The organism is Streptomyces sp. NPDC020681 (assembly GCF_044334895.1).
Classification (GTDB): Bacteria; Actinomycetota; Actinomycetes; order Streptomycetales; family Streptomycetaceae; genus Streptomyces.
Window position 1 is genome coordinate 588,714 of the sequence record NZ_JBIRTX010000004.1, and the last position, 16,239, is coordinate 604,952.

At 68.6% G+C, this 16,239-nt stretch carries 15 protein-coding genes; 4 read left to right on the top strand and 11 right to left on the bottom strand.

The window, feature by feature from the left end:
* Positions 1–7 precede the first annotated feature (7 nt).
* Positions 8–1,198 (top strand): ABC transporter ATP-binding protein, encoded by a 1,191-nt coding sequence (locus tag ACH4YL_RS12810; protein ID WP_398507298.1) that lies wholly within the window; start codon positions 8–10, stop codon positions 1,196–1,198.
* A 19-nt stretch (positions 1,199–1,217) separates the two neighbouring features.
* Here ACH4YL_RS12810 and ACH4YL_RS12815 read toward each other — a convergent pair whose 3' ends face one another.
* The 7 genes from ACH4YL_RS12815 to ACH4YL_RS12845 all read right to left on the bottom strand — a co-directional run bounded on the left by ACH4YL_RS12815 (position 1,218) and on the right by ACH4YL_RS12845 (position 7,959).
* Positions 1,218–1,871 (bottom strand): DUF4389 domain-containing protein, encoded by a 654-nt coding sequence (locus ACH4YL_RS12815; RefSeq protein ID WP_398507299.1) that lies wholly within the window; start codon positions 1,869–1,871, stop codon positions 1,218–1,220.
* A 513-nt stretch (positions 1,872–2,384) separates the two neighbouring features.
* Positions 2,385–3,011 carry a hypothetical protein gene (locus tag ACH4YL_RS12820; protein WP_398507300.1) on the bottom strand — a complete coding sequence of 209 codons (627 nt, stop codon included), beginning with the start codon at positions 3,009–3,011 and terminating at the stop codon, positions 2,385–2,387.
* A 30-nt stretch (positions 3,012–3,041) separates the two neighbouring features.
* Entirely contained in the window at positions 3,042–4,139 is a 1,098-nt protein-coding gene (locus ACH4YL_RS12825) for a chemotaxis protein (protein WP_398507301.1), read from the bottom strand.
* Positions 4,140–4,191: 52 nt separating this feature from the next.
* Positions 4,192–4,683: a DUF1269 domain-containing protein gene (locus ACH4YL_RS12830; RefSeq protein WP_398507302.1), complete on the bottom strand. Its 492-nt coding sequence runs from the start codon at positions 4,681–4,683 to the stop codon at positions 4,192–4,194.
* A gap of 38 nt (positions 4,684–4,721) precedes the next feature.
* Positions 4,722–5,717 (bottom strand): YhjD/YihY/BrkB family envelope integrity protein, encoded by a 996-nt coding sequence (locus ACH4YL_RS12835; protein WP_398507303.1) that lies wholly within the window; start codon positions 5,715–5,717, stop codon positions 4,722–4,724.
* A 53-nt stretch (positions 5,718–5,770) separates the two neighbouring features.
* Positions 5,771–7,189 (bottom strand): DUF2252 domain-containing protein, encoded by a 1,419-nt coding sequence (locus ACH4YL_RS12840; RefSeq protein ID WP_398507304.1) that lies wholly within the window; start codon positions 7,187–7,189, stop codon positions 5,771–5,773.
* 128 nt (positions 7,190–7,317) lie between these two features.
* A complete protein-coding gene (locus ACH4YL_RS12845) occupies positions 7,318–7,959 on the bottom strand; it encodes a GAP family protein (protein WP_398507305.1) in 642 nt (213 codons plus the stop codon).
* A gap of 202 nt (positions 7,960–8,161) precedes the next feature.
* On the opposite strand from ACH4YL_RS12845, the gene ACH4YL_RS12850 reads away from it, so the two are divergent.
* The 3 genes from ACH4YL_RS12850 to ACH4YL_RS12860 are packed head-to-tail and all read left to right on the top strand — an operon-like array spanning position 8,162 to position 10,806.
* The gene (locus tag ACH4YL_RS12850) at positions 8,162–8,614 is read left to right on the top strand and encodes a DUF6325 family protein (protein ID WP_398507306.1); all 453 of its coding nucleotides are present in this window, start codon (positions 8,162–8,164) and stop codon (positions 8,612–8,614) included.
* A 41-nt stretch (positions 8,615–8,655) separates the two neighbouring features.
* Positions 8,656–8,934: an SHOCT domain-containing protein gene (locus tag ACH4YL_RS12855; protein WP_398507307.1), complete on the top strand. Its 279-nt coding sequence runs from the start codon at positions 8,656–8,658 to the stop codon at positions 8,932–8,934.
* A gap of 24 nt (positions 8,935–8,958) precedes the next feature.
* Positions 8,959–10,806 carry a glycoside hydrolase family 15 protein gene (locus ACH4YL_RS12860; RefSeq protein WP_398507308.1) on the top strand — a complete coding sequence of 616 codons (1,848 nt, stop codon included), beginning with the start codon at positions 8,959–8,961 and terminating at the stop codon, positions 10,804–10,806.
* Here ACH4YL_RS12860 and ACH4YL_RS12865 read toward each other — a convergent pair.
* The 4 genes from ACH4YL_RS12865 to ACH4YL_RS12880 all read right to left on the bottom strand — a co-directional run bounded on the left by ACH4YL_RS12865 (position 10,784) and on the right by ACH4YL_RS12880 (position 16,139).
* A complete protein-coding gene (locus tag ACH4YL_RS12865; RefSeq protein ID WP_398507309.1) occupies positions 10,784–12,136 on the bottom strand; it encodes a chloride channel protein in 1,353 nt (450 codons plus the stop codon). The two genes, ACH4YL_RS12860 and ACH4YL_RS12865, sit on opposite strands and share 23 nt — an antisense overlap.
* Before the next feature lie 37 nt (positions 12,137–12,173).
* A complete protein-coding gene (locus ACH4YL_RS12870; protein ID WP_398507310.1) occupies positions 12,174–12,809 on the bottom strand; it encodes a potassium channel family protein in 636 nt (211 codons plus the stop codon).
* Positions 12,796–14,202, bottom strand: a complete 1,407-nt coding sequence (locus ACH4YL_RS12875) for a hypothetical protein (protein WP_398507311.1) — start codon at positions 14,200–14,202, stop codon at positions 12,796–12,798. Before ACH4YL_RS12875 ends, ACH4YL_RS12870 begins: the two co-directional genes overlap by 14 nt.
* Positions 14,203–14,360: 158 nt before the next feature.
* Positions 14,361–16,139: a VanW family protein gene (locus tag ACH4YL_RS12880; RefSeq protein WP_398507312.1), complete on the bottom strand. Its 1,779-nt coding sequence runs from the start codon at positions 16,137–16,139 to the stop codon at positions 14,361–14,363.
* Positions 16,140–16,239 lie beyond the last annotated feature (100 nt).

Below are 16,239 nucleotides of genomic sequence, written 5' to 3' on the forward strand. Positions count from 1 at the left end.
ACCGACCGTGGCCGAGATTGTTCTCGAGGGCATCACCAAGAGGTATCCCGACGGCGCCCTGGCCGTACGGGACGTCAACCTCGCTGTGGGCGACGGGGAGTTCGTCATCCTGGTCGGGCCCTCCGGCTGCGGCAAGTCCACGACGCTGAACATGATCGCCGGCCTCGAGGACATCACCGAGGGCACCCTCCGCATCGGCGACCGGGTCGTCAACGACAAGGCGCCCAAGGACCGCGACATCGCCATGGTCTTCCAGAGTTACGCCCTCTATCCGCACATGACCGTGCGCGAGAACATGGGCTTCGCCCTGCGCCTGGCCAAGGTCGACAAGGCCACCATCAAGAACAAGGTGGAGGAAGCCGCGCGCATCCTCGACCTGACGGATCATCTGGACCGCAAACCCGCGAACCTCTCGGGTGGCCAGCGACAGCGCGTCGCCATGGGCCGCGCCATCGTCCGCAGTCCCAAGGCGTTCCTGATGGACGAGCCGCTGTCCAACCTCGACGCCAAGCTCCGGGTACAGATGCGCACCCAGATCTCCCGCCTCCAGCAGAGGCTGGGCACCACCACCGTCTATGTCACCCATGACCAGACCGAGGCGATGACGCTCGGGGACCGCGTGGTCGTCATGCGCAGCGGAGTCGTGCAGCAGGTCGGTACGCCCCAGCATCTCTACGACGAGCCGCTGAACCTGTTCGTCGCCGGATTCATCGGCTCACCCGCCATGAACTTCATCCACGCCACGCTGGAGGAGAACAGGCTGCTCACCGCCATCGGTGAGCTGCCGCTGACCGACGAGTTCCGTCGCAGCCTGGAGCGCCAGGACGCACCGCGCGATCTCATCGTCGGACTGCGACCGGAAGCGTTCGAGGACGCCTCGCTGGTCGATCCGGGACGAGAGGGGACTCGGTTCACCGCCACTGTGGACGTCGTCGAGTCCCTCGGCTCGGACGTCTACGCCTACATCACCGAGGAGGGCTGGGAGGCGACCATCACCTCGGAACTGGAGGAGCTGGCAGCCGATTCCGGCCTGACCGAGACCGGCGGCGAAGCCAACAAGATGGTCACCCGGCTGGACACCGCCACGCGCATCAGCGAGGGAGGCCGGGCCGAACTGTGGGTCGACACCTCGCGGATGCACATCTTCGACCCACGCACCGGTACGAACCTCACGCACCGGGCGAACAACGGCGGCTGAGCTCGACCAGGGGTTCGGCTCACGCCCGCCCGGCCGGGTCCGAGCCGCCCATGTCCAGCCGGAACGGCGGGTATTCGTCGGTCATCAGGGTCGCGTACGCGACAACCCGCAGCACCCACCTGTTCAGCCCCACGATCAGGTCGAACAGATCGCGCGGATACTTCTCCCGGAACGCGACGACGAAGGCCGCGACGATGGCGAACAGGGCGATCAGCCCGCCGCTCCACCAGCCGCTGTGATAGCCGCCCATGAAGAACCCGAGCACGATGTAGTGCGGGATGGCGAGCAGCCACCACTTCACCAGCACCAGACCGCGGGAGAGCCGCTCCGGGTAGGCGATGTGGAGCCGCGCCGGATAACCGGGCTCCTCGCCGAGGCTGAAGGGTGGATAGCGGTCCGTGGCCAGCGCGCCGTACGCGTAGTACGAGACCCGCCAGGACCAGCGCAGGACCCCGGTGTTGAAGTCGAAGAGCGGTCTCGGATAGCGCTCGGTGAACAGGATCGCAAAGAACGCGACCACGCTGACCAGGAAAAAGGCGATCCACAGGAAGGCCAGCACGATGTAGTGCGGGATGATCAGGATCCACTTCACCAGCCACAGCCAGCGCGACAGCGGCGCATCGAGCACCGCCTCCACGCTGACCGGCCGGTATGCCGCCTCAGACGTCGTCATGGCGGTCAGCTCCTTTGATCAGGTGCCGGTCACCTCTTCAGGTTGATCCCGTACGGCCGTCGGCGCGACTGCAGGGCGGGGGGCGCGCGCGGGCGGGCGCGGTGGCGGTCGGGCGGGTGACGGTTCGGTTGCAGGCCCGGGAGCCGCCGTTGCCTCGGCCGGTGGTGCGTCGTTTGTCCAGGCATGGATGCCCCAGGCAATGACTCGATGCCGGTTCCCGATGCCGGGCTTCTGGGTGCCTATTGGCTCGACTCCCGGGTGCATGAAGATGAGAGCTGCACGCGGTGTGTGCAGCTGCGGGAGACCGGGACCCGGGTACTTCGCGCAAGTGGGGAGGAAGAGCCATCCGTCAGGGCGTGGGTGGTGCCCCCGGGCCTGCCGCCTCGTCCTTCAGGGCCCGACGCGTGATCGGGCCCCGGAGGTGGACAGCATCTCGCCGGAACCGCAGGCGAGATCGAGCATGCGCGTCCCCGCCGGCGGGCCGGCCGTCTCCACGCCTTTCGCCTCCTGCTTTCAGTTGTACCGCTGGGCTTTGGCAACCCTGGGGGTGAGGTTCAGGTCGGCGGGCTTGCGGCTGATGGCCAGCGGCTGGGCCTTCCCGCCCGGATCGAGGTTCTCGACGCCGACGGTTCTGCTTTCCACCGCCTTGCCGGACGAGTCGGTGAAGTCGACCTGCACGGCGTATGAGGACACTTGGTCCGTGCTGTTGGTGACGTTGACCACAACGGCGGTCAGCCCGCCGGTCTGGGCCCGCGGTTTCCCGGTCAGTACGACGTCGGCCGTGGCGTTGCCGCTGCCCTGCACGTTCTTCAGCTTCTCGGCGGCTGCCGCGTTCGCGCGGGCCACCTCGGCCGAGACGGATGCCTCGAAGGCGGAGGCGGCGGCAGACGCGGACGACGCCGCGGCGGATGCCACGGCGCGGGCGGACTCCGCGGCCGAAGCCAAGGCTGACGGTGGCGTGCCTGAGAAGGACTCGGTGGCGGGCGGCGTCGGCCGGGGGGTGAACGTAGTGCTCCCGGAGTCGCCGTTGTCGGTGCTGCACGACACCAGGGCGCTCACGCTGGAGGCCGCGGCGACCAGGGTCAGTGCGACGGTGGCCCATCGTTGCGTGCTCGACCGGCCCTTCACACGTGGGGTCATCGGGGTTGTCCTTTCACTGCCGAATGGCGCTCAGTAGCGCAGGGCGCTCGCGATGCCGCCCATTTCGGCGAGCGTTCCGTCAGGGACGATGCGTACCTCTGCGCCCGTGTCCAGGGACCGTTCGACGATCTCGTCGACGATGTCGTCGACGGCGTCCAGGTCACCCGGTTCGGCCGGTACCAGATGGCCACCGGAGTCGCGCACGGTCTCCCGGTAGTCCTCTTCCACGGCCAGCAGCGCGACCCGGCCGGACGTCACGTTCTGCCAGATCTCGTCGACTCCGGCGGCGAACGCCCGTCGTCCGCGGGCCTTGTCCAGTTCCTCAAGGACACCGGCGACCGCCTTCTCCTGCTGGGCCTCGACGAAGGGCCGCACGGCCTGCCACACGGCGGCGGCAGGTCCGGTCGCCAGCCCTCCCTGCGGGACATGGGTGGCAGTTCCCTTGGCCACGGTGCCCACATCGCTCAGCAGGGACAGCGCCGCCGCTTCGCCGGCCACGTACAGGGGTCGGGGTTCGGACTTGAGTACGGCACCCAGCGCGGCGTCCGCGTCCCGCAGGAACTGACGGGTCTGCTCGTCGCTGAAGGTGCTCGGCACGTCTCCGATCCGTTCCTTGCGCTCGGCGTCGGGGTCCTCCAGGCTCCGGGTCAGTGGGAACGGTCCCGTGCTTGCCTCCGTGACCTGCTCCGTTCCGCCGTTCCACAGGCTGACCCGGTCGGCGGAGAGCGCCAGTACCCAGAAGGGCCGCTCGGCGGCCTGCGCCGCGACGAGGTTGCGGGTCAGGAACGTGTCCGAGAGCACCACTCGCTCGGGCACGGTCCGGCCCAGCGACCACACCTGGTGCTCTCCCGGCGCGGCGAAGACGGCCAGTCCGTCCTCGGCGTGCACCAGGTCGACCTCTGCCAGCGCCAGGTCCAACTGCTCGATGACATCGATCCGCGTGTCCCGGGTGACGGCCGGATCGCTGTGAATCTGATCCTTGGCCTGGGCGATCAGATTGCGCAGCCGGAGGGGGTCCTGTGCGTTGTCCGGTTCACGACGATGCGTGGGCATCAGAACCGACACCGCTGGATAGGGACGCTGCTGTCGCAGGTCGGAGAGGGCAGCGGAGTTGAGCGAGCGATGCATGGGAACCCTTTCGAAAGGTGCGGTGGCAGGGCGTACTCAGCAGGCAGGTGTCCTACGAGGTGCCGGCGAGCTGCTCGGCGAACTCCTTCTCGGCCTGCTCCGCGAGCGACGTCTTGAGGACGGTGCCGCCGAACTGCTGCATCGCCGTACCGAACGTGTCATCGGTGATGTTCGTAGCCATGATCACGACAGCTGCGGAGCCGGGCTGGAGGAGGGCGTGGACCTTCCCACGGAACTTTTCGTCGATTCCCATCTGGCTCAGCTTCCCGATGAGCCCGCCGGCGGCGGCGCCCACCACGCCCATCGCGGGCGTGAGGATGACGATCCCCAGGACCATGGCCCACAGGGCGCCCGCGGTGGCCGCCTTGGCCACCTTCTCGCTCTTGCCGGGTGTGTCGACATGAGTCTCGCCGTCCTGGTCGACCGAGACCACGGCGAGCCCGGTCAGGTCGACCACGGAGTCCTTCTGCAGCTCCTGAACCGCCTTGAAGGCCTTCTTCGCGACTGAATGGCTGTCGTAGCCGATGACGATCATCTCCGACATCCCACGCCTCCTTGGTCACGAAGAATCCAATGTGCACCTTATGTCGGATTTCTCGGTGGGGCAGGAGATGCCAGCGGGGCTGGGGCAGGCTCGGGTGGTCCCAGGTGGCGGGCCAGCCACGGTTCCTGCGCGAGGACCGCGCCAACCGTGATGGTGATGGCAATGGCGGCGCAGACCACGATCAGCCACGAGAGCATGGTGAACACCGATCCCACCGATCCGTACTCCGCCAGGCTGCGGTTGAGCGCACGCGGCATGTAGAGACGTGCGGTGGCCGACAGGACGGTCAACGCCACCGCCGTGAGAAAGGCGCCGGGCAGCAGCGGAGGCCAGCGGACGGCGCCGCCCAGCAACAGGTGCTGCGTCCACCACCAGGCGAGGGTCAGGCAGACCGTGGTCAGCGGCACGCCCAGCCACAGCCCGAGGCCGAAGCCGTCGCGCAGTGGTCCTTGCACCAGAAGGATGAGCAGCCAGGCGGCGATCCAGGCCAGCCACCGCCAAGGGGCGAGCTTGGAGGCTGTCTTCGGCATGTCCCAGGCCCGTCGGCAGAGCCGCTGGATCGCACGGCTGCAGGCCGTCGCGGAGATGAGCACCGTGAGAGCGCCCACCGCGCCGACGGTGTCTCGCGTGGCGCCGTCGTGCGGTTGGAGGAGCTGCTCCACCTGTGACTCTGCGTTTCCGGTGAGGCCGAAGACCGAGCGTAGGGAACTCAGAAGCTGGTCCCGCACCCCGCTCGGAGCGAAGGAGGCGACCACGAAGAGCAGCGGGATCGCGGTCAGGAACGACTGGGCCGCCAGACGGGTCGCCGCGTCCAGGACGCTGACGGCGTGCATCCGCGACAGGACGCGAATGATGACGGGGAAGAGCGTCTGTGTCTCGGCGAGCCGAAGCTTCAGCCGGGCGCTCAGGGCCGCGGACCACGCTCGCCAGCGCGCCGCGCTGAGGATCCGCCGACGTCCGCCGGCGGGTTCCGGGTGCTCCTGCGCACGGCCCTTGGGATCCGGCCCGGAACCGTCGGCATTGCGGCGTCGCATGGTGGGCGGCCTCGCGTTCGTTCCGGGGTGGGCGGACCCGCCCGACTCCGCCGTCAGCCCTGCTGAGCGGTGACCCGTCCGTCCTTGACCGCGTCGAGGAGGGCCTGGTGGTCCCGTTCGTTCTGGTCGGCGTAGCTCTCGGCGAAGCTGGTCAGAGCGCGGTCGAAGACATCGCTCTTGCCCAGATAGGCGGCGATGGCGATGCGGTCGCCCGACCTCGCGTGGGCGCGGGCGAGCGTCTGGCCGCACTGCTCGGCGAACAGCCCCATGCCTCGCGGCACCATCAACGACGAGTCGACGACGAACTTCCAGTCCCGCAACTGGCGTACGTAGAAGTCCCGCTCCTTACCGTCGATTCCATGCACCCGCTGCCAGCCGAGAAATATGTCGCTCGCGGCCTGCATCATCCGCTGACCGGCCACCACCCGCTCGCCCTGCGTGGCGAACTCGCTGCTCCCGACATGCGGAGCCAGCACGGAGGAGTCGGCCTCCTTGGCCTGGAGGAACAGCGGATCGTTCCCGTCGCGGCCCTGCATCAGCACGATCCAGCAACGGGTGCCGACGCTGCCGACGCCCACCACCTTGCGCGCCATGTCCACCGGGGTGAACTGGTGGATCAGGTGCTGCCGGTCCGTCTGGAGGGTCGACCCGTATCCCTGGATCAGGCTCCGGATCTGTGTCTCGAGTGCGCTTCGTTCCACGTCCGGCAGAAGATCGGCGAGCGGCATGATGAACGGCGGGTCGGCGGCGATCCGGCGCTTCCCGCCGACGTCCTGGGTGAGCTTCTCGAAAGCCTGGAGGCTGGTATGAGTGCGGGCCTTGGCCAAGGACCGTGACAGCTGCTTCTGCCCTCGCTTGTGCAACCGCTCGGATGCCAGTGCCGTCAACTGATCAGCGTCGGAACGGGAGTACCAGACCTCGATGTGCCGCATGGCGGCGAACCGGTGCATCTGTTCCCGGTACGACCGCACGGCCGAGCCGGCGATCATGCTGCGTTCCGCATCCGTGTAGCCGTTCTCCCGGCCCGCGATGACGAGACTGGCTGCCAGCCGCTTCAGGTCCCATTCCCACGGCCCCGGCAGCGTCTCGTCGAAGTCGTTGATGTCGAAGAGCAGATTCCGCTCGGGGGAGGCCAGCAGACGGAAGTTCAGCATGTGGGCGTCGCCGCACAGCTGGACCCGCAGACCGGAGTCCGCGGTCGTGGCCAGATCACCGGCCATGATCGCCGCAGCGCCCCGGTAGAAGCGGAAGGGGGATTCCGACATCCGCCCGTAGCGGATCGGGACGAGCTCCGGCACGCGCGTCGCGGACTGTTCCTCGATGACGTCCACGGGGTCGGGCCGGGTCCGTGAGGGCGTGAATTCGGCGTGGCTGGACCTCGGAACCCGCGCTCGCGCCGCCTTGCCCAGGGCCACACGCTCCAGAGGAGTCAGGTGCGCCGGGTACGTGGCCGTCGTCGGTTTGTGGTTCATCTCGTGACCCTCCTGAGCGGGTGCATCGTCGGCCCCGACGCCCGAAGGTGCTCACAACAGCAAACCGCAGTCCTGACCGGGCGGCATCCCGGCCAGGAAAGGCGGGGCCGCCACACGGACGCGGTTCCTCAGACGAGTTCTGCGAGGCTTCTGCCGACCAGCCAGAAGCCGAGCACCAGGGACAGCGTGACGATGGCCTGGTCCTTGTGATCCGTCATCCACGTGCGCAGCGCGTCGAGCCTGACCCCGGCGGCGTCCGGCCGGAATGTCGCGTACAGCTCCATCGTCAGCAGGCTGGAGGTGGCCAGGATGCAGTACAGCATCAGCGCCACCCACGAGCCGGCGTGGGAGAGATCCGCCTTCACCACGGTGGCGGCCCCCGCGGCGACAAGGCCCCAGGGCTGGAGAAGGACCGCCAGGCCGGCCGCCGTCCACGCCGAGACCGCTCGCTTCGCCGGCGGTGTCGGGTCCCGTCGGGGGCGGCCGGTTCCGCCGCGGCGCCTGTGCACCCCGTAGGCGATGAGCCCGACGCCGACGGCCAGTTTGACGGCGAGGGCCGCGGTCGACGGGGTGGTGTGGGCCCTGGGCGGCGTACCGCCGGTGAAGAGCAGCAAGGAGGCGATCACCACGACCAGGCACGCGAGCCAGGCCAGAATGAAGGCCAGGCCCTTGCGTACGCCCTTCTCCGCCGACAGCACCACGATGAATGCCATGACCGGAAACGGTTCGAGGGTGACGGCCAAGCCGATGAGGATGAGGTCGAGAGTCATCCGTCTCCTCCGGCCTCTTCCGTAGTCCGCCAGCAGAATCCAGCCAGACACGGATCCGGTGGAAAGGCGAAACTTCTGCGCCATTGGGACGACGTCCGAAGGGCGCCGGCCCGGCTCCGGCGGCGCGCGATCCGAAGTGCAGACGGTTCCGTGCGGTGATGCAATGGCTGGGGCGGGTGTGAAAGCCAGATGAGGAGCGGGCATGAGCGACGACGAATTCAGCGAAATGGGTCCTGTCGACTATCTGGTGGTTGAGTTTCCCGGCAACCGAATGACCGGCGAGGGCATGCCGCTGCTCGTCGACCTGGTGGAGCGCGGAATCATCCGGATCCTCGACCTCTCCTTCGTGAGAAAAGAACTGGACGGTTCGGTCTCCGGCCTGCAGATTGCCGACTTCGACGCCGACGGCGAACTCGACCTGAAGGTTTTCGAGGGCGCGTCGTCGGGCCTCCTCGGTGAGGACGATCTTCAGGACGCGGCGGCCGCGCTCGAGCCGGGGAACTCCGCGGGGATCATCGTGTACGAGAACGTGTGGGCCGGGCCGCTTGCGGCTGCCCTGCGGCGCGGCGGCGCCCAAATGGTGGCGAGCGGACGCATTCCGGTGCCGGCTCTCCTGGCCTCACTCGAAGCCGCCGAAAGCCGGTCCGATTCCTGAGGCAGTCCTGAGCGGCTGCTCACGAGACAAGGACAAAGCGCATGCCTGGTCTACTCCGCGGGGTCGCCCGCACCGCTGTGGTCGCCGGGACGGCGACCGCGGTCTCCAACCGTGTATCGCGACGTCAGGCCGGCCGGTGGGCCGACCAGAGTGCACAGCAGCCCGAGCAGCAGGCGGCCCCTGCCCCGCCTGCGCCCCCGCCCGTGCCGTCGATGGAGACCAAGATTTCCCAATTGAAGGAACTCGGGGAGCTCAAGTCACAGGGCGTCCTGACCGAAGCCGAATTCGAGACCCAGAAGAGCAGGATTCTCAACTCCTGAACGACTGGGCGATCGGAGTCAGGCATGGACCGATATCCCCCCATCGCCGACCATGGTCTGATCGGGAATCTTCAGACCGCTGCTCTGGTCTCCTCCCAAGGCGTCATCGACTGGTTCGCGGCTCCGCGGTTCGACTCGCCGAGTGTTTTCGCCGCCCTGCTCGACCATGACCGCGGTGGATACTTCCTCTTAGCTCCGGACGATCCCAACTCGGTCTGCAGACAGCTCTATTACCCGGACACGGCAATCCTGGTGACCCGGTTCATGTCGCCCGACGGCGTCGGTGAGGTTCTCGACTTCATGCCGCCGGACCAGACGCTCGTGGCGACCGACCGGCACTCGCTGATGCGTGTCGTACGGGCCGTACGCGGCACTGTGCGGTTCTCCCTGAAGTGCGCACCGCGGTTCGACTACGGGCGCGCCACTCATGACCTCGAAATGCGCCCGGACGCAGCGGTGTTCCGGGCACCGGCGCAGGCCGGCCATCTCCAGGCCACGTTCCCGCTGGAACGCGAGGGGCAGGACGTCCGGGGTGAGGTCACCCTCTCCGGAGGCCAGATGGCCGCCGCCGTGTTCACTGTCTGTGACCCGGACGGTGAGCGGCCCCCTCCCATCACCAAGGAGGGGCTCACCGACCAGCTCTTCGCCGTAGGCATGTTCTGGCACGACTGGCTGCTCACCTCCCGGTACCGCGGCCGGTGGCTGGACATGGTCAACCGCTCCGCCATCACCCTCAAGCTGCTCACCTACGCTCCGACAGGCGCTCCGGTCGCCGCGGCGACCATGGGCCTTCCCGAACAGGTCGGGGGCGAGCGCAACTGGGACTACCGGTACACGTGGGTCCGCGACGGGTCGCTCTCGGTGCGGGCTCTGCTGGACCTGGGCTTCGTCGACGAGGCGACCCGGTTCACGCGCTGGCTCGGTGAGCGGCTGCGCGATCGCGCCGACTCACCCGGCGAACGTCTGCAGATCATGTACCGGGTCGACGGAGATCCCGACATCCCCGAAGAGATCCTCGATCACTTCGAGGGCTACCGCGGCTCGTCCCCGGTACGGGCCGGGAACGCCGCGATGGACCAGCTCCAGCTCGACATCTACGGTGAGGCGATCTACGCCCTGTCCGAAGGCCGCGACGTGGGAGTCCAGACCGGATACCACGGCTGGAAGGGGCTCGCCGCGACGCTCGACTGGCTCGCCGACTCCTGGGACCGTCCGGACGAGGGCATCTGGGAAACGCGCGGCGGCCGCAAGGACTTCACCTACAGCAGGGTGATGTGCTGGGTCGCCTTCGACCGCGGACTGCGCCTGGCACGGGAGTTCAGCCGGCCCGCCGACACCGCCCGCTGGACCGCCGCACGCGACGCCATCCTCAATCAGGTGATGGAGCGGGCGTGGAGCGTCAAGGAGCAGGCCCTCGTCCAGCACTACGACGGCGACGTCCTGGATGCCTCTCTGCTGCTCATACCGCGGGTCGGATTCATGGCCCGGAAGAGCCCCGGATGGCTGTCCACGCTCGACGCGATGGACCGCAAACTCGTCTCGGACAGCCTGGTCTACCGCTACGACCCGGCGGCTTCCCCGGACGGGCTGCGCGGCTCGGAGGGCACCTTCAGCCTCTGCACGTTTCTCTATGTCGACGCGCTCGCCAGGGCCGGCCGGATGCCTCAGGCGCGGTACGCCTTCGAGAAGATGCACACCTACGCCAACCATGTGGGGCTGTTCGCCGAGGAGATCGGGCCGAGCGGCGAGCAACTCGGCAATTTCCCCCAGGCGTTCACCCATCTCTCGCTCATCATGGCCGCCACCACGCTGGACGAGGCCCTCGACGGACAACGGATCAGCGGACCGTTCACTGGCTGGGCGACGCGGTAGCACCTGTCGCCGGACCGGGGGGCAGCAGCTCCGTCACGACGAACGCGGTCACCGCTGACAGGATCACCACGGGAATCGTGTCGGAACTACCGAGGATCAGGACGACCAGCACCACGCTGCAGACCGGCAGCCGCAGCGCGGCGGTGGCGGCTGCCGCCATGCCCGCGGCCATGCCCGGTACCACCCCGAGGCCGGGAAGCGGCGACAGCAGCACTCCCATCGCCGCGCCCAGGAACAGAGCGGGGAAGATCGGTCCGCCGCGCAGGCTGCCCAGGCAGATGGCGTAGGCGGCGGACTTGAAGAGCAGCACCGCCAACAGGGCGCCTACCCCCCAGGCATGGGGATGGGAGGCCAGCTCGGTGAGCGTGGCCTGGCCGGACGAGGCGACTTCCTCCGGCGAGCGGCCGGTGATGGCCGCGTACAGGGCGGCGCAGCCCCCGGCAGCCACCGCACAGACCACCGTCCTGCCGAACGTGTTCGCCGCCACGAACGCCGCTGTCAGCCGTCCACCCGCGTGTACCAGATGCACAAGTGCGCCCAGGACCACGGCCATCAGGATCGACCAGACGACGTCTCCGGTGTCCAGACGCGGGGACGACTGAGCGAACTTCAGAGCGAGGCTGCCCGTGTCCAGACCGGTCCAGCGCCCGAATCCGGTGAACACCAGGGCACCCACCCCGCTCGACAGCAGAGCGGGGAGCATGATCGCGAACAGCTGCGGACCTCCCACTCCTGCCGCCTCTATGAGGAGCACCGCGCCCACGAGCGGATTGCCGAAGATCGCCGAGATCGCCGCCGCGGAGCCGGCCGCGCCCAGCAGGACGGTGCTCTGCGCAGTGGCGGGGGCGCGGACGAGATTCCTGAAGGCCAGCGCCAGCCCGCCGCCGAGGGCGATCAGCGGAGCCTCCGGCCCCAGGACCGCACCGAACGGGAGACTTGCCGCCGCCGCGATCACCACTCCGGGCAGTGCGGCCGCCGACGGGCCCCCGGCGCGCAGACCCGCAATGGGGATGTGGCCGCCCGCGCCGGGCAGATGCGTGACGACCAGCCCCACGATGACTCCGGCGACCAGCAGCAGCGGCAGGGGCCACCACCATGGCGGGGTGTCCCAGTCCAGGGCCTGCGGAAGATCAGACCACAGCACGTGCTCGAGCTCGTGCAGGCCGGCGAGGAACCAGAAGGCGGCGAGGGAGATCGGAATGCCGATCAGGCCGCTCAGCACCAGTGCTTTGAGGTAGCCGGGGGAGCGCACCATGTCGCGCAGCCGGTCGGGCTCCTGCGGCTGCGTCGTGCCGTCGGATGCGGCGGGCCGATCGCTCGACTCCGTCATCGAACCCGTCCTTCCCCGTCACTGCTGCGGTCCGCGGTCATGATTCACGCTCGGTGGAGCCGGAGCCGGAGCCGGAGCCGGAACCGGAACCGGAACCGGAACCGGAACCGGGGCCCGAGCCCGAGTCGGAGCCCGAGCCGGATTGCCGCCGTTTCAGCCCTATCTGAACCGCTCCAAAGATGATCTTGGCGATCAGGCCCACCAGCATCAGATCCAGGATCATCTGCACGGTGACCAGCAGACGGGTGTCGGATGACGTGGGCACGATGTCGCCGAACCCGACCGTGGCGAACACCGTGACCGTGAAGTACAGCGCGTCGGTACGGCTCAACGGTTCGTTGAAGGACGCTGCCTGATCCCTGGCCACCAGGAAGTACGCGGTGGCGAACAGCAGTAGAAACATGGGCACAACGGTGGCCAGCGTCTCGATCGCGCGCACCCCGGGATGCTGTGAGCGGACGATGGTCACCGTCTGCCAGGCGAGCAGGGCCGCAAAAGCCACCAGCCCCAGGACCAGAGTCGTCACCCCGCCGACGCCGAGCTTGCGGTCCAGCGGCAGCAGGTAGAAGAGGGCGGTGAGCAGCACCACTATGACCGTCGAGCGCAGCAGCGGAACGAGCAGCAGGCGGCGCCACTCCCGTCTGCTGTGCGTGACGTCCTCATCCCCCGTCACGACGATCGGAACCGGATGTCGGCACCGGGTGCTCCCGGCGGCTCTCGGAAGCGGCTCCGTCCTCTGGGCCGGCGTCGTCCAGGAACTCGCGGATTGCGAAGGCCGCCAGGACGACGACAGCAATCCAGAGCACGACCTGCGTGGTCGGGTACGACCAGGTTGCCAGGACAACCGCCGCGGCCAGCAGGACGGCCCAGCCGATCCAGCGCTTGTAGCGGTGGACGAACGATCCCACCGGGCCCAGGTGCCCGCCCGCACCGGTGGCTCCCCGCATGGCGCCGATCCCGTTGACACAGGTACTGCGTACCGTGACCGCGGCCCGGGACGGCCCGATGAGGAAGGCGCCGATGGCGGTCACCAACGCCACTGCGGCCACGGCACGCACCGTGGCGCGCAGGAATCTGACGAGTGTGTCGAAGACCGAGGCCGCGGCCGGCTCGTACGCGCTCGGCGGGAGCCGGTCGAGGTAGATGCCCCGGAAGACGGTGAGGATGACGCCGAGCAGGAGCATCGCGAAGGCGATCGACAGCGTGACCGTGATGAGGATGCGCCGGCGGTGGGCCGACAGGAACACCGCGGCGGCGGCGATGAGCACGGTGAGGATCGGGAGCCAGTTGCCGAGGATCTGCAGGATCCGCACGTACGTCTTGATCTTGCCGAGATCGTCCGAACGGAACACGACGAAGTTCGTGTGCACCTCAGGGATGCTCGCGGCGCGCTCGAAACCGGCTTTCACCAGCTCGTCCTTGGCTCTTTCGACGATGGGACCCACATCGACGGCGACCTCGTTGTCCTTCAGGACGACGGCACCGCCGCCCTTGCCGGTCAGAGCCTTGTTCAGCGTGGAGTGAGCCGCTCTGTTCGCGTTGATCCACAGGGTGTCGAACGCCTCGCTGGACACGATCCGGCGAACCGTGCTGCTGACCAGTTCTTTCAAGCCGCTCTCGATCGGTCCCGTCAGGCCGTCGATCAGCTGGGCAGCCCTGGGCGGCACACCGCGCTCGGCCGCGGCCGCCGAGAGTTCCTGCACCAGCGCCTCCACGTCGATCTGGGCCAGGATCGCGGTCGTTGCCCGGTTGGTCACCGCTGTCTGCACCGCCGGATCCTCCGCGAGCGGCGCGACCGTCGCCACGTAGCGGTCCGTGTCCCCGACGATGCTGTTCGCCCAGACGGCGACGACCGAAAGGATGGACAGAAGAGCCGCCAGGACGACCAGGACGGCTGAGAGCACGGACCGGACCCGGTGGTGCTGCTTCTGCCGGCCCTTGCCCTCCAGTTCCGCGATGCGGCGCTGCAGGTCGTCCCACTGGGCCTGATCGTGTGCCGGCGGCTGTCCACCGCCGGCCGCACGGGACTCTTCCGGGGGATTCGGCTCGGATGCGTGGGGTGCCATGGAGCGCTCCTGCGTCGGGTCCCGTGGGGCCGTGAGCAGCGGGTCGACCCGCCGTTCGTCCAGGAAAAGCGCTCTGTGCGGATACCGCGACCGGAGGTGTCCGATCGGCCTAGTGCAGGTTCCACCTCTCAGCGGTGGCGGCTACGCCCCGTGGAGGCTCAAGGCGTACTGGCCGCTGTGCCGGCCGCTGAGGGGGCCGGCGTGGGTGCGGCCGGCGTCTCGGGCGTGCACGTGACCTTGTCGCGCGGCGTGTAGTGCGTCTTGTAGTCCTCGCGCCTGACTTCCCGGCCGTCCTGCACGAAGACGCGGCCGACGGCGACCTCGAAGCCTTCGAGCGGGGTCTGGACCTCGCACTTCGGGCCGCTGCCCGTGCGTGTGGCCGGCTCCTTGATGTTGGTGCGAGGGCCCTTGGTCGCGCGTATCTCGTCGTACTTCTTCGTGCCGAGGAAGGTGATGGTCACCGAGGTGTCGGTGGACTTGGCCTGGATGTAGAGGGCATGGCCCGAGTCGTTGATCCAGCGCAGGTCGAGAGTGCCCCACGCGACCGTGGCTTCGCGGCCTTCGGGGTAGCGCTCGATGTAGAAGGAGTGCGCGCCGTACTCCACCGGCTTGACGCCCGCGAAGAACATGGCGTTGAACATGGTGGTGGCGACCGCGGAGACACCGCCGCCGGGAGACTTCTCGTACTGACCGTTGTTGATCATGAGACCGTCGACGAAGCCGTTCTCCTTGGTGCGCTGGCCGACGGTCCGGTTGAAGCTCCACTCCTGCCCGGGCATGACGACCGAGCCGTTGATGAGCTCCACGGCGCGGCCGATGTTGGTGCTGCGGTACGGGGCGGCCGGGAAGTTCACGGTGAAGGAGGAGACCTTCTCCGTGATGCCGAGCCGCTGGGCCGATGCGCTCGTGAGCTGCGGCTGGATCGCCGTGGTGGCGATCTCGCCGATACGGCCCGCGCCGGTGCGGGTCAGCAGGGGTACGACGGCCTCGCGAAGTGCCTTCTCGGTGACCGGCCGCCCCACGCGGGCCTCCTGCGCCACCACCACGCGGTCGGCGCTGTCGAGCCGGAACGTCGCGTCTCGGGGGCTCTGGGAGGCTTCCTGCACCGGGCGGGAGACGGCGGAGTCGGCGAGCAGGCCCTTGGAGTCGAGGGCCGGCACGAGTCGGTTCTGGCTGTCGGGCTTCATCGACAGATGCCTGCTGAGGACGGGGGTGCCGATGGGTATGCGCTTCTCGGCAAGAGTGAGGGTGACCGGGCCGGACATCGCGGGCCGGGCGAACTCCCGCATGGCCCGCTCGGTCTCCTGGGGACCGATCCGCGGCTGCGTCTGCTTGACCGGCAGGACGACAGGACCGGCATGGGGTGTGGCGAGGTAGGCGTCGCGAACGACGTCCAGAGCCCGGTCCGGGATCAGTGCGACGCCGGTGACGGCAGCGGCGGCCTTCGCCTCGCCCTTCTCGAACGAGATCGCCCCGTCACGTACCTGCTGCTCGGCGGCCGCGCCGAGGCGGTCGATTTCCGCCCGGCTCTTCTGCTCGTCCATGCGTATGACCGGATCGAGGTCCCGGCCGTCGGAGGCGAAGAGCCTGCCGATCACGGTGACCGGATCGGATCCTGCGTTCGCGGCACGGTCGGCGGTCGCGGCGGCGTCCAGGGACAGCCCGAGCGTGCCGGGATCGGCCTTCTCGACGCGGTCACCGATCTTCAACGAGACCGGAGCCGCGAAGGCCGGCCCGAGCTTTCGCTCCAGGACCTGCTGGGCCTCCGTCCGGCTCATCCCGCCGATGTCGACCCCGCGCACCCGCGTGCCCTCGGAGATGTCGTCGCCGGCGGCCAGCCCGGTGACGTAGAGACCGCCCAGCCCTAGCACGACGGCCCCGCCCGCGACGGACAGAGCGATCCGCCAGTTGACCGTACGGCTGGGTATGAGTCCCATGTCTCTCCCTGTGGCACCGCCCGGCCGGACAGTGCTTTTGGCCGCCAGAACGGCCCGGTGTACGTGGATTCGCAGGCCATCATTCAACAAAACGGGCGAA